A 13122-nucleotide genomic window follows, 5' to 3' on the forward strand; every position below is an offset into this window, starting at 1 on the left:
GACTCGAAGCAGACTAAAGGCTCTCCCCAAGCCTGACGATGACCTCATTCACCCATGGGACCATCAGCAAAAGAACATTATTCGCCCTACTGGGCACCCTGAGGCTGTTCCTAGCCGTGGCAGCCATCACGGTCATCACCGTCGAAATTATTGAGGTCTACATGCAAAAAGAGGTCATGCACCTCGCCCTATTTGCGATGTTTTTCCTGATCTGCAATTTTCAAATCAATCTCAGCAGGCACACATCTGTCCTCAAAAAAGAAGAGCGAATCAGTCGACTATTCATCCTGGCTCTTTTCAGCCTTGCCGCTGCCTTCTTTGAACTTGTCGATCTTGGATTTGACCAGGTCACGCAAAACCTCAAAAGCAATCCCCTACTCACAGCTGGCTACCAAAGCATCTGCATACTAGAGACCGCGGTAGGCATTTTAGCCATCCTCTTAATCACCTATTCAATTGATCGAATGCTGGTCACTCTGCGCTCAACAGCGCATGATTACAGAACGGTCAATCTATGAATCAACAACCCAACGATCCCCCCCCCCCACCGCCGACCCAGAAAGCACCTCAAAGCAAACCAGAAAAACAATATCGACCACTTAAGATTAAATTTAGCCCCCAAGAATAACGGCCTAAACCTTTGTCGAATTAAACCTTTGATTTAACAACGTCTCGCGGAAAACCCCAGGCCACAGGGACCCTAAACAGCAACACAATTTACCGAAGCAATCAATCGGACATGGCTGGGAGCAGAAATGGCCACCACCAAGCGCATAGGCCGCAAAATAGAACGGCAGCAGAGCAAGTTGGGGAGTGGTGAAGAAAGAGTCTGAGCGAACGTTCGCCGGCAAGGTCCGACGGGCCCTTTGGCTTTTAATTCGGCGCAACTTCAGCGCCCGCGGTCTCTATCTCCGCTTTCTGGCAGGACGCATCAGCTTCGTCGACGGCAACAACAACGAAACCAGAGCGATCGTCCTGCAGATTCCAGGTCAGACCGACCCCTGTTACAGCCCATTCAACAAAGGAGTCGCCCGCAGGCTTTGCGCTGAGAAATTCACGGTGATCCGCTGCGATTTCAGCGGTCAGAAGATCAACCAAATGAAACGCGAGCTGACGGACCACCAAGTCGATGCTTTCTGTGAACAGCTGATCCAGCGATGCGATCGCTTACGGCGGCGTTATGACCAACCTCTGATTCTGGTGGGGAAGTCACTGGGAGGAGCCATCGTGACCAAAGCGCTCGATAGAACAGAAGCAGCTGGCTGCGTGGTTCTCGGCTATCCATTTCAGAAGGAGGGCAGCCACTGGGACCGGCTTCGCCACCTCCAACACGTCCGCAAGCCCGTGTTCATCATTCAGGGTGAGGACGACCGCTACGGCGGCAAGAACCTGGTCGCAGGGCTGGCACTGTCCGAATCCATCAACATGGTGTGGATCGCTCAAGCCGAACATGGCTTCAAACACCACATACCGGCTCTCAAGGACGCATTGGCAGGCGCTTGCCAGACGATCCTCGAAGGATCCAATTTTCTGACATCAGAGGCAGAATGACAGCCTCGGCCTGCTCTCAACCTTGCGCTTCCTGACTCTTCTGCTCAGCCTCGCGGTGTTGAGGGTTCCCGCCGCTCAAGCAAATGTTGACTACGTGCCGTTTCCCACGAAAGACGAGCTGCGCTCGCTTCAACTGCAGGCCTACGCCTGTTCCCGGGAGAACGATGCTGAACTCTGCGATGCAACCCGGCAGACAGCAGACCCCTTGATGGACCACCCCCGACTGCCCGCGGCCTGCAAGGACGCTGTATGGGAGCTCATTCAGGCATCAACCCCTGCGACTCCGAACTCCTTCCAGCGGCGCGACAGCATCGACAGGCCAGCACGTCGCCTCACAGTGGTCTGCGCCAAACCGGTCAAGCCCAAGAAACAAGCCGCCCCATCGCCTGGAAAGGCCTGAAGTCTCTTAAGACCAGTCGAAACTGAAACGCTGGCCAGGAAGAAGCCGAGAAACTTCTGAACGCGCTTCGTCCAGCAACTGCGCACTAATCAGAGGGTGGCTTTTCAGATCTCGGATCAATTCGTTCATGTCCTCACTGGTCAGACCATGGCTGGACACCATGGATTCCAGGCGCTTGCGGAATTGATCAAGCACTGCCTTTTGCTCCTCCGACAGAGGTTCGGCATTCGGGTGATCGATTTGCATACGACGCCACTGTCCCTGATGAATCAAAGGTAGCTGCAACAACTGGTTGTGCCGAACACCCCTTACGGCTTCAGACGTGTTTAGGTTCCCGGTGAACCGCTGCCTGATGGGATGACCGCATCCGCCTCGGCCGAACCGACGCACACCCTTGTTCGTCTGGACGCTCCCTTCACTGATCAGAAACCCGGCACGTCCGGACTGCGCAAAAGCAGCCGCCAGTTCGAGCAACCGCATTATCTGGAAAGCTTCGTTGAGGCCGTGTTCCGCACCCTGCCAGGGGTTCAGGGCGGCACCTTGGTCCTTGGGGGCGACGGTCGCTACGGCAATACCCGGGCGATCGACGTGATTCTGCGCATGGGCGCAGCTCACGGTCTCAGCAAGGTGATCGTCACCACCGCTGGCATCCTCTCCACTCCAGCGGCATCCAACCTGATCCGAAAGCGTCAGGCCATCGGCGGCATCATCCTCTCGGCCAGTCACAACCCGGGTGGTGCCGATGGGGATTTCGGAGTGAAGGTGAACGGTGCCAACGGAGGCCCGACCCCTGCCTCCTTCACGGATGCCGTCTTCGAGTGCACCAAGACTCTCGAGCAATACGCCATCGTTGAGACCCAAACCCCCAGCCTTGAGGCCCCCGGGAAGCATTCCATCGGCGCCATGGACGTGGAGGTGATCGATGGCGTTGATGATTTCGTGGAGCTGATGCAGCAGCTTTTCGATTTCGATCGGATCAGCGACCTCATCCGCGGCGATTTTCCCCTGGCCTTCGATGCCATGCATGCCGTGACCGGCCCCTATGCCCGTCGCCTGCTGGAAGGACTGCTCGGTGCACCGGCTGGAAGCGTGCGCCATGGCACACCCCTCGAGGACTTCGGCGGTGGACACCCCGACCCCAACCTCACCTACGCCCATGAACTGGCGGATCTCTTACTGAATGGCGATGGCTTCCGTTTCGGTGCGGCCTGCGACGGCGACGGTGATCGCAACATGATCCTGGGCCAGCGCTGCTTTGTGAATCCAAGCGACAGCCTGGCTGTGCTCACCGCCAACGCCACGGTGGCACCGGCCTATGCCGGCGGACTCGCCGGTGTGGCGCGCTCCATGCCCACAAGTGCTGCGGTGGACGTGGTGGCGAAGGATCTCAACATCGACTGCTACGAAACTCCCACGGGCTGGAAGTTCTTCGGCAATCTTCTCGATGCCGGCAAGATCACGCTCTGCGGTGAAGAAAGCTTCGGCACCGGCAGCAACCATGTGCGCGAGAAAGATGGCCTCTGGGCCGTGCTGTTCTGGCTGCAGATCCTGGCCGAACGCCGCTGCAGCGTGGCCGAGATCATGAACAACCACTGGAGTCGTTTTGGGCGGCACTATTACTCCCGCCATGATTACGAAGCCGTTCCCAGCGACGCGGCCCATGGTCTTTACGACCGATTGGAAACCATGCTGCCCTCGCTCGCGGGACAGTCCTTTGCAGGTCGCAGCATCAGCAGCGCTGACAATTTCAGCTATTGCGATCCGATCGACAAGTCCGTGACGAAAGGGCAAGGACTGCGCATCCTTCTCGAAGACGGCAGCCGGGTGGTGGTGCGTCTCTCGGGTACCGGCACCAAGGGGGCCACGATCCGTGTGTATCTAGAGAGCTATGTCGCGAGTGGCGGCAACCTCAACCAGGATCCTCAGATCGCCCTTGCGGACATGATCAGCGGCATCAATGCTCTGGCTGAGATCAAGACGCGCACCGGCATGGACAAGCCCACGGTGATCACCTGATCGAGGCATCTGCGCGCAACCAACCCAGCCTCCCGCCAGGGGGGCTTTTTTTATTTGCGACGACCGCGCTGCTTGTGGTGATACTCCTTTTCAGGTGATGCTTCCTGAAGTTGGCGCATGCTCTCGATGGATGAGCCGAACAGGGCCGCCGATGCCACCACGACGCCGTAGAGATAGGTGAGGCGATTGTTGGACAGATCCGCAGGGGTGTTGCGAATGAAGGTTTCGAGGAAAAACGCGAGCACAAGGCCGATTCCTGCACCGATAAACGCCGACCAAAGCACTTTGAAGCCATTGAATTCTGGAGGCTGGCTCATGAGCTGACCTCCGCTTCTGCCTGGCCCTCCGCCTGACCCAAGAGGGTCTTCATCACCACGTAAAAGACCGGAACAACGAAGAGAGACAGCACAGTGGCAATCAGCAAACCGCCGAACACCACCGCACCGAGCGATGTCTGACTGCGAGCGCCAGCACCACTGGCAAACACCAAAGGGATAAAACCAAATAACGATGAAATCGCCGTCATCAGAATCGGTCTGAGCCTGGATCCTGCGGCAAAGCGTGCAGCGTCCAGAGCATTGGCGCCGGCCTGCATGCGCTGATTGGCCATGTCCACGATCAGGATGCCGTTACCCGCAGCAAGCCCGATCAGCATCACCAGGCCCACCTGCGCGTACACATTCAGCACCTCACCCCGCAGCGCCAGAAACACCAGGGCCCCGAGCATTGCCGTCGGTACCGTCATCAGGATGATCAACGGATCTGAATAGCTTTCGTATTGAGCCGAGAGCACCAGGTACACCGCCAGGATGCCCAGGGCAAAAATCACGACCGCCAGAGCTCCCGCTTTGACCTCTTCACGGGAAATACCCGTCCAATCGAAACTGAGCCCTTGGGGATTCAACGTTTCGAACGTGCCCTTCATGGCGGTGATCGCCTGGCCGGAACTCTTACCAGCGGCTGGCGTGCCCTCGATCTTGATCGCCCGGTAAAGGTTGAAATGTGGAACAACCGTTGGCCCGAGAGTTTCGCGAACGGTGAAGAACTCGGACAACGGAATCTGCTCACCGGCCTGATCCTTCACGTAAATCGATGAGAGTTTCTCCGGTGTGGCCCTGCTCTCCGCATCAGCTTGCACATAAACGCGTCGCACCTTGCCTTCCTGGAAGGTGTCGTTCACATACAGGCCGCCAAAATTGACGCTGAAGGTCTGCATCGCAGAGCCAAAATCCACATCGACGGCCGCCATGCGCTCACGGTCAACCTTGATCTCGATCTGGGGAGACTCAGGAGAGAAAAGGGTGTAGACCCTGTTGAGATCAGGATCAGCATTGCCTGCCTGCACAAGGCGTCCAGCCGTGGCATAGAGATCAGCAAGGTTGTAGGCACCCCCGCTTTGATCCAACAGCTGGAATTCAAAGCCGCCTCCGGTTCCGTAACCAGGGATGGCAGGTGGCTCAACCACGATGACCCGTGCACCATCAATCGAAGCAGCCAGTTTCTGATTGAGTCGCTCAACGATGGCGCCCACGTTCTGATCTCTTTCCTTGCGATCAGACCAATTCTTCGTACCAAAGAAAAACAGACCCTTGTTCGGGCTGTTTCCATCGAGGCTGGCTCCGCTGAACACCGATGCGGCTGTGATGTCTTTCTCGGTTCTCAAGACAGCGGCCACCTTCTGGTTGATGGCTTCAGTGATTTGGGTGGAGACACCTTCAGGAGCCTGGACAACACCGATGGCATAGCCCTGGTCCTCAATCGGGACGAAGCCCCCGGGGATCGCGCGGAACGCAACAGCGGTGAGGAGGATGCCGACGCCCAGAATCCCCATCACAAGCCGGCGTGATTCCAGGGCCCAATTCAGAGCAGAGGAATAGCGGGTTTCCATCGCCGCATAAAAGCGATTGAAGTTGCTAAAGATCACCGGAGTGAACCAACCGAGAGTGAGGCCCAAGGCGGGGTAGAAAATCACCGGAAGAATCCGGCTCACACCCACGAGCACCAACCCGGCAATAGCTCCACCGATGGTGAAGGGGAGAACAGCTGGACGTTGAAGAAAGCGAGAGAGGAGCAACCCGATCAGGGCGCCAACGATGGTCGGTACCAACACCAGCGCCGCACCATCACCCACCACCAGAAGTCCGTAGGTGAAACCGATCACGGCTCCGGCGATGGCATAAACCTTGCGACCTGGGTCCTTCGATTCCCGCGCCAGCAACAGTGCCGAGAGCATCGGCGAGAAGGTGAGGGCGTTGAAGGTGGAAATGGCGATCGAGAAAATCACCGTGGCTGCGAATTGCTTGTAAATCGTTCCTGTCGCACCTGGGAAGAAGAGCACCGGCAAGAACACGGCGAACTTCACAAGAGAGGTGGCGATGATGGCTGAGAACAACTCGTCCATCGTGGATTTGGCAGCTTCAAGTGCGCTCAGTCCCTCCGACTTTTTGGTGGACGTGTCTTCAATCACCGTGATCGCATCGTCAACGACGAGACCTGTGGCCAAAACAAGGCCGAAGAGAGTGAGCTGATTCAGGGAGAAACCAAAGGCCAAAACAAGCCCGAAGGTTCCAATCAATGCGACCGGAATTGCAATTCCAGGAACCAGGGTGGCCTTCCAGTTCTGCAGAAACAGAAAAAGAATCAGCACCACCAGAATCACAGCATCCCGAAGGGAATTCACGACTCCTTTGATCGATGCCGTGATGAAGTCGGTGTTGTCGTAGATCTTCTCCATCTTCATGCCAATCGGCATGGTCTTCTCGAATTCAGCCAGCACCTTCTTGACACCGTCTGACACCTCCAGAGCATTACTACCTGTGAGCTGATAAACAGCGAGGCCCACCGATGGCACTCCCTGGAGATCCGTAGCGCTAACCGCATAGGACTCACCACCAAGCTGCACGCTGCCCACATCGCGCAACCGCACCAAACCACCTTCATCGGCCGTCCGGACAATCATGTTTTCAAATTCTTCAACGCTGCGCAGACGCCCCTGAAGCTGAACGGTGAATGTGAATTCCTGCCCCTTCGGCGACGGTTCACCGCCCACCTGCCCAGCTGGAACCAGTCGGTTCTGACTGCTGAGCTGGTTCACCACATCCGTGGAGGTGAGGCCAAATGTGGACAACTTGTTTGGATCGAGCCAAAGACGGAAGGCCAGTTTGCGATTGCCGAAGTAAGTGAGGTCACCCACACCGGTGACCCGTTTGATCGAGTCAGTGAGCTTGAGATCGAGAAGACCACTGATTGTTTCCGCGCTGTAGAGAATCTGGTCGGGATCAGCGCTTCCGAAGTTGTAAACCAGCAGGATGGAATTGGATGCCTTGTTAACGGTGACTCCAGCCTTTCGCACCTCCTCGGGAAGCTGCGGTTCTGCCAGCGACACCCTGTTCTGAACGTTCACCTGGTTGATGTCGCCATCGGTGCCACTGGCAAAGGCAACATCGATCGCACTCACACCATCGGAAGAACTGTTGGATTTGATGAAATCCATGTTCTCCACACCGTTGATCTGCTGCTCCAGAACGGTGGTCACACCTTCTTCTACCGACACCGCATCGGCACCGGTGTAAGTCGCTCTCACCTTCACCGTGGGAGGTGCAATATCCGGGAGGTTCTCAATCGGCAGGATTGGGATGGCAATCAAGCCAACAATCACAATGAGAATGCTGCAGACCGTTGTGAGAACAGGTCGCGTAATGAAATTATTGGATGCAGACATGATTTAGATCCTCAGCCCTTCACCTTGACGGGCACACCGTGACGCAAACTCAGCAAATTGCTGGTGATGACCTTCTGGCCAAGTTTGAGTCCCTTGGTGACGGGATAACGGTTGTTCTGGAGGGACCCAAGGGTGACCGGAGTCTGCAAAGCAAACAGTGTTGTAGAGGGAATCTTGCCGACCTCGATTCCCTTTTTGATGCGGGCAAGATCAGCTTTTCCAGGCTGGGCCTCGAGTTCCTTGAAGGTGCCGAGCCGGAACACAAAACTCTGCCCGGAGGATTGGGTCACAGCGGAAAACGGCACGGAAGGTTCCTTGCGTTCCTCGAGCTGCAAACGCGTTCGCAGACGCTGACCATTGCGCAGTTTCCCGTCAGGGTTGGGGAACACGGCGAGGGCCAGCAACGCCTGAGTGTCCGAGGCGATGTTGGGATCCACCGAAAGCACAGTGCTCTTGGCGATCACCTCATCGGTGCCGGGAAGACTGAGCAGCACGGGCAAACCGACCTTCACGCGGGTTGCTGAGGTGGAGGGAATTTCCACACGCGCTTCCAGTGTGTTGTTGCGGATCAACTTGGTGAATGGGTCTCCTGAACGCACCACATCGCCCACCTTCACGGAGACGTCTGCCACCGTGCCGCCAATCGGTGATTTCAAATTGCTGTAGGCAAGGGTGGCTTCCTGTGCCTGCACCTGCGCGCGGGAGGCGATGTAGATGGCTCGGCGCTGATCACGTTCAGACGCCTCGGCTGCTCCCAGGGGGACAAGAAACTCGTAGCGCTTCAGCTCAAGCAGATCTTTCTGTTCCTGAGCCCTAGCCGAAGCCAGTCGCGCCTGCTCCTGGGCCTGGTCCAGAACCATCAGCAGTTGCCCCGGCTCGACTTTGTCGCCTTGCGCGATCTTCAGTTCCAGAACCCTTCCCGTGGCCTGCGCTGCAAGCTGAACCAGATCGTTGGCCTCCAGCGTGCTCACCGTGTCGATGTCGTCGGTGAAAGACGCTTCGGTTACTGCAGCCTGCTGCACTTCGGGCAGTGGTCTCTGCGCCCCACCCTTTCCGCCACAGGCACTGAGTGCAGCGGTGGTCAGTGCCAAGGCCAGGCAGGAAGATAGCGCTCGCACGATTTATTCACGGTCGGGCGCATTATGACCGCGATTCAAGAGCTGGCTGGGCCGTTTAGGGCAAGAATCGGCTCATGCACATCAAACGGTCTTGAGCGGATCGCAGCATTCCGATCTATTCAGTCATCAACGGGAGGCCTTGCTGCGGCGACAGGCTCCCCTCGCGGATCGCTTGCGCCCGCGCAATCTCGATGAATTCGTCGGCCAGGGAGCGATCCTTGCGGAGGGCCGATTACTACGCCGTGCCATCGCTGCAGATCGTGTCGGCAATTTGATCCTGCATGGCCCACCGGGTGTCGGGAAGACGACCCTGGCCCGAATCATTGCCAATCACACCAGGGCCCATTTCAGCTCCCTCAATGCCGTTCTCGCCGGGGTGAAGGACTTGCGTACCGAGGTGAGCGAAGCCGGACAGCGACTGGAACGCCATGGTCTGCGCACCATCCTGTTCATCGATGAAGTGCATCGCTTCAACAGTGCGCAACAGGATGCGCTGCTCCCCTGGGTGGAAAACGGCACGCTCACCCTGATCGGTGCCACCACTGAAAACCCCTATTTCGAAGTCAACAAGGCTCTTGTCAGCCGCTCCCGTCTGTTCCGTCTTCAGGCGCTCACGCCCGACGACCTCACCAAGCTCCTCGAGAGCGCCTTGAAGGATCCCGAGCGTGGCTACGGCGGTCGCAAGATCAAACTCGAGCCGGAGGCCGCGGCCCATCTCGTGGATGTGGCATCCGGTGATGCGCGCAGTCTTCTGAATGCCCTGGAACTGGCGGTGGACAGCACCCCAGCAGATGACAACGGCGTGATCCGCATCGACCTGGGAATTGCCGAGGAATCCATTCAGCAGAGGGCTGTTCTCTATGACAAGCAGGGGGATGCCCACTTCGACACGATCAGCGCATTCATCAAGTCGATCCGGGGCTCCGATGCTGATGCGGCTCTGTTCTGGCTAGCTCGAATGATCGAGGCGGGAGAGAACCCCCGGTTCATTTTCAGGCGCATGCTGATCTCTGCTGGTGAGGATGTCGGCCTGGCCGATCCTCAGGCCGTGGTGGTTGTGGAAGCCTGTGCCGCGGCCTTTGAACGCATTGGCCTGCCCGAAGGCCTCTACCCCTTGGCCCAGGCAGCTCTCTACCTGGCCTGCACCGATAAGAGCAACAGCACCAGTGGCTTCTTCGAGGCTCTTCGACAGGTTCGGAGCGCCCAGCGCCAAGACGTCCCCACCCACTTAAGGGATGCCAATCGTGATGGGGACGCCTTCGGCGATGGCCAGGGATACCGCTATCCCCATGCCTTCCGGGAGCATTGGGTCGCCCAGCAATACCTACCCGATGCACTTCAGGGAGAAGCGTTCTGGGGACCAAGCCACCAAGGATGGGAAGGTCAGCGACGGGAACGGATCCTCGAGCGCCGAGCAGCCCAGTTCGCCGCCGCAGTGGAAGCCGACGATGCCCATCCACTTCTGGTGAGCAGCGGCCCCGACCAACCCCAGCTCGAACGTTGGCTTCAACGGCAACTGGCTGTTGATGGTGAACGGCTCCAGACCCTCCGCAAACGACTCTGGGCTGATTTGAACTGGCGTCGCACCGATCGTGTCTTGATGCTCGGTGGCCGGTCGCTGCTCTGGAGCTTGGACCCCTTGGCCGCTGTGGCAGAAGGGGGAGTGATGATTCTGTGCGGTTCAGCAACAGATCAGCCGCGGTTGGAAGCTCAGCTCAACCTGCTGGATCCCCTGCAGAGGCCAACCCTGATGGGCAAACCGAGCGATCTCGATGCTCTCAGCCAGAACCACAACTTTGAGATCATCGGCGGACGCCTCAATCAGGACGATCTCAAGTCGTCAACACTGATGGAGCTGTGGCCCAGCATCGCCAAACGGACATCAACAGGAGCTCAGCTTCGCCTTCTGCTGAGTGAATCTGAACTTGGCCCTGCTTCGGCTCTCTTGGAGCACAGCCAGGGTGCTTTAGCCCCCGAGATCGTCAACGCGCTGAATCGCTTGCAAGAACTGGAAGCCCAATGGCTCAGCCAGACATCGGAGCGTGAAGCCCTAAGGCAACGCCTTGAAGCCAGCGGCTGGAGCCTTGAAAGCACCAACTGGCAGGAATCCTCCACCCTTCGTCTGGACCAATCCTTGATGAACCGCTGGCTGGGTGAAGGCCGGCCTTACCGCTTGGCCGTTGAAGGCCAGACCAGTGGCCATTCCTCGGCTCTCGTCACTTTGAACAATGAACTGATGAAATGTCACGGTCAACAGCTGCCCATGCGGCTGAAGCACTGGCGGATCAATGGTCGCCGTCGCTGAGAGACATAAAAAAACCCCGGCGAAGCCGGGGTTTATGCGATGCAGTGAAATCAAAAGATTTCAGTGGATCACCAGAGGCCGCGAACGGGAGCTGCGGAGCGAGGAGCAGGAGCTGCGGGGAGGATCTGGTTGGCCTGCACACAAGCGGGCAGGAACACATACCAGGACAGCAGTGAGGTGGCCTGAGCGCCGTCAAGGCCGTCCTTGCAGACGTTCTGGGAACCATCGGAGGAGCCGTTGTCGTTCAGACGGAAGGCAACGGGCAGCTGCTTCATGATGCCGGCAGAGGAGATCTTGCCGTCAGCAGCGTCGAGGATGATGGCGGAGCGAAGAGCCACAACAGCGGTCTTCTTCTTCTGCCAGTAGGGGAAGTAGGAGCGGGTCTGGTCCTTCAGGAACTTGACACCATCCTTGGAGTAGAGGAAGCGGGACACGCCCACCAGATCAACTTCATAGGTCTTGGTCATGCCCTCTTGGATCTCATCGGCAGTCCAACCGGAGTTGTTGATGCCGGCTTCAAGAGCGCGATCGGTGATTTCACCGTTCTTGAAGAACTTTTTGAAGGCTTTGGACTTGGTGGTCCAGACAGCACCACCGGACACCCAGCGCACAGGGCGCTTGGTGCCAGCTTCAGCGGCGACAGCCAGAGTGGAAATGGAAGCGGCGGCGAGAGCGCCAGCAGCGAATCGGGTGAGCACGGACGGCGAGAAAAGACGTCCTTTTAAACCTAGCCGCAAGAAATACGAATGCCAACATCTATCCCAGGATCAGCACGGGAAGTCGCGAAAACTCGCGCAAACAGGATCAGGCATCTTGGGGCTCGCGAATCTCGCGAGACTTGCGAATCTCTTCTTGAAACTCTTAAAGGGCTGGCTCTTTTAGGGGTTTCCACCCAGGGGGACATTGATCTGCTTTTGGTTCAACTTCACCCCCTGAAGTCCCCCTGCAATGAAGTCGTTCAAGCTTTTCGCCGTTGAAGTTGACTTGAGCCAGATAGGCCTCGGAACCCCGCCGAGGAGTCAGCCAGAGCCGGGTTGCACCCTCAACATTCTCAACGCGAACCCCAAGAGACGAATCAGCCGTGAGGCCGAGATCGGCAAGCGTGGGCGCGAAATGTCCCCAGTAATGGCGTGTGAGCTGTCCTTTGGTGAATGCCGCGAGCAGATCTTCCACTCCCCTGCGTTGATGCAACGTGGCGTCCCTTTCATCCAAGCGGCTGTAGTTGGGGTCTGCACCATTCCAAGCACTCTCCAAACCCTGACTGGATGGAGAGCTCACCATCGCCGCGAATCCGAAGCCGGCCAGCACCACTGCACTGGCCAGGATCGGAAGGCTGGACAAGCCGGCGGCAGGCACTGAACTCGAGGCAAAAACGCTTGGCTTCAGGCTAGGCAGAGGGCGATGGATTGCAGAACTTGTTGATCTGCCGCCACGACGGCGAACTCCCAGGATTCATAGCCATGCAGCACAGCGGCAAGCTTTTGATGGCTGCGTTGATGAACCACGCTGCTCATCCCAGGACAGACCTCCCAAAAGCGCAAATCACGGGCAATCGACCCCTTCTGCCACTTGATCGAGGCCTCCTTGATCAACCAGTGCTTCAACACAGCCTGTCGGAGGTCTTCAACACATAGGTGTTGCAGCCGTTTCCGCTCCTCGTGGCCATACGACCGTTGCAGAATCGAGGCCGCAGGAATCATCCGGTCGCGGCGCTCGAGATCCAAACCAATTGGATGCTCAGAACAGCCCAGCAGGAGGGCATCACGGCAATGACTCAGGCTCAGGAAACCCCAGCCGCTCGGCAGAGAAGGGGGTTCACCAGGTGGCGCCTGCAAAGGCACCGCCTTGGGAGACAGGCTGAAGCGATCAGCTAGACACGCTCGCATCCAGACCCGCGAATGGATGAAGACATCGGAGCGACCTTTTGGCAGGCGCGACGACCACTGCTGTTCCTGCATCGATAAACAGCTTGCATCGCAGGGCAGCGGAGCGGACATCCGCCGAAACCAAA

At 57.7% G+C, this 13122-nt stretch carries 12 protein-coding genes; 5 read left to right on the forward strand and 7 right to left on the reverse strand.

Going from position 1 to position 13122, the window contains the following annotated elements; genetic code table 11:
* Positions 1-38: 38 nt before the first annotated feature.
* The 3 genes from SynPROS71_RS11575 (at position 39) to SynPROS71_RS11585 (ending at position 1951) form a co-directional block, all read left to right on the forward strand.
* Positions 39-518, forward strand: coding sequence for a hypothetical protein (locus tag SynPROS71_RS11575; protein WP_186595237.1), 480 nt, complete (start codon positions 39-41; stop codon positions 516-518).
* Between the two features lie 298 nt (positions 519-816).
* Positions 817-1551, forward strand: a complete 735-nt coding sequence (locus SynPROS71_RS11580) for an alpha/beta family hydrolase (protein WP_186595239.1) — start codon at positions 817-819, stop codon at positions 1549-1551.
* Between the two features lie 22 nt (positions 1552-1573).
* Positions 1574-1951, forward strand: coding sequence for a hypothetical protein (locus SynPROS71_RS11585; RefSeq protein WP_370586824.1), 378 nt, complete (start codon positions 1574-1576; stop codon positions 1949-1951).
* Between the two features lie 6 nt (positions 1952-1957).
* Here the strand turns inward: SynPROS71_RS11585 and SynPROS71_RS11590 are convergent, their stop codons facing one another.
* Complete coding sequence (locus tag SynPROS71_RS11590; protein WP_255442152.1) at positions 1958-2236, reverse strand: hypothetical protein; 279 nt, start codon at positions 2234-2236, stop codon at positions 1958-1960.
* 72 nt (positions 2237-2308) lie between these two features.
* Between SynPROS71_RS11590 and SynPROS71_RS11595 the strand changes: the two genes are divergently transcribed.
* Positions 2309-3967: an alpha-D-glucose phosphate-specific phosphoglucomutase gene (locus SynPROS71_RS11595; RefSeq protein WP_186595241.1), complete on the forward strand. Its 1659-nt coding sequence runs from the start codon at positions 2309-2311 to the stop codon at positions 3965-3967.
* 50 nt (positions 3968-4017) lie between these two features.
* Here the strand turns inward: SynPROS71_RS11595 and SynPROS71_RS11600 are convergent, their stop codons facing one another.
* Genes SynPROS71_RS11600 through SynPROS71_RS11610 form a run of 3 tightly spaced genes read right to left on the reverse strand, consistent with a single transcriptional unit; the run spans position 4018 to position 8779 of the window.
* Positions 4018-4284 carry a hypothetical protein gene (locus SynPROS71_RS11600; protein ID WP_186595243.1) on the reverse strand — a complete coding sequence of 89 codons (267 nt, stop codon included), beginning with the start codon at positions 4282-4284 and terminating at the stop codon, positions 4018-4020.
* Positions 4281-7688, reverse strand: coding sequence for an efflux RND transporter permease subunit (locus SynPROS71_RS11605; RefSeq protein ID WP_186595244.1), 3408 nt, complete (start codon positions 7686-7688; stop codon positions 4281-4283). The genes SynPROS71_RS11600 and SynPROS71_RS11605 overlap by 4 nt, the downstream gene beginning before the upstream one ends.
* Positions 7689-7699: 11 nt before the next feature.
* Entirely contained in the window at positions 7700-8779 is a 1080-nt protein-coding gene (locus SynPROS71_RS11610) for an efflux RND transporter periplasmic adaptor subunit (RefSeq protein WP_186595245.1), read from the reverse strand.
* A 118-nt stretch (positions 8780-8897) separates the two neighbouring features.
* On the opposite strand from SynPROS71_RS11610, the gene SynPROS71_RS11615 reads away from it, so the two are divergent.
* Positions 8898-11111 carry an AAA family ATPase gene (locus SynPROS71_RS11615; RefSeq protein WP_186595246.1) on the forward strand — a complete coding sequence of 738 codons (2214 nt, stop codon included), beginning with the start codon at positions 8898-8900 and terminating at the stop codon, positions 11109-11111.
* A gap of 68 nt (positions 11112-11179) precedes the next feature.
* Here the strand turns inward: SynPROS71_RS11615 and SynPROS71_RS11620 are convergent, their stop codons facing one another.
* The 3 genes from SynPROS71_RS11620 to SynPROS71_RS11630 all read right to left on the reverse strand — a co-directional run bounded on the left by SynPROS71_RS11620 (position 11180) and on the right by SynPROS71_RS11630 (position 13108).
* Positions 11180-11809, reverse strand: coding sequence for an alpha/beta hydrolase (locus tag SynPROS71_RS11620; protein WP_186595247.1), 630 nt, complete (start codon positions 11807-11809; stop codon positions 11180-11182).
* A gap of 163 nt (positions 11810-11972) precedes the next feature.
* Positions 11973-12452, reverse strand: coding sequence for a thymidylate synthase (locus SynPROS71_RS11625; RefSeq protein ID WP_255442154.1), 480 nt, complete (start codon positions 12450-12452; stop codon positions 11973-11975).
* A 41-nt stretch (positions 12453-12493) separates the two neighbouring features.
* Positions 12494-13108, reverse strand: a complete 615-nt coding sequence (locus SynPROS71_RS11630; protein WP_255442155.1) for a 4'-phosphopantetheinyl transferase superfamily protein — start codon at positions 13106-13108, stop codon at positions 12494-12496.
* Between the last annotated feature and the right edge of the window lie 14 nt (positions 13109-13122).

It is taken from the genome of Synechococcus sp. PROS-7-1 (assembly GCF_014279795.1).
Classification (GTDB): domain Bacteria; phylum Cyanobacteriota; class Cyanobacteriia; order PCC-6307; family Cyanobiaceae; genus Synechococcus_C.

What these genes read in the sequence shown, in the direction of transcription:
- SynPROS71_RS11575 (WP_186595237.1), top strand. Translation starts at nt 39, where the DNA reads ATGACCTCATTCACCCATGGGACCATCAGCAAAAGAACATTATTCGCC.
- SynPROS71_RS11595 (WP_186595241.1), top strand. Translation starts at nt 2,309, where the DNA reads ATGACCGCATCCGCCTCGGCCGAACCGACGCACACCCTTGTTCGTCTG.
- SynPROS71_RS11600 (WP_186595243.1), bottom strand. Translation starts at nt 4,284, where the DNA reads ATGAGCCAGCCTCCAGAATTCAATGGCTTCAAAGTGCTTTGGTCGGCG.
- SynPROS71_RS11605 (WP_186595244.1), bottom strand. Translation starts at nt 7,688, where the DNA reads ATGTCTGCATCCAATAATTTCATTACGCGACCTGTTCTCACAACGGTC.
- SynPROS71_RS11630 (WP_255442155.1), bottom strand. Translation starts at nt 13,108, where the DNA reads ATGTCCGCTCCGCTGCCCTGCGATGCAAGCTGTTTATCGATGCAGGAA.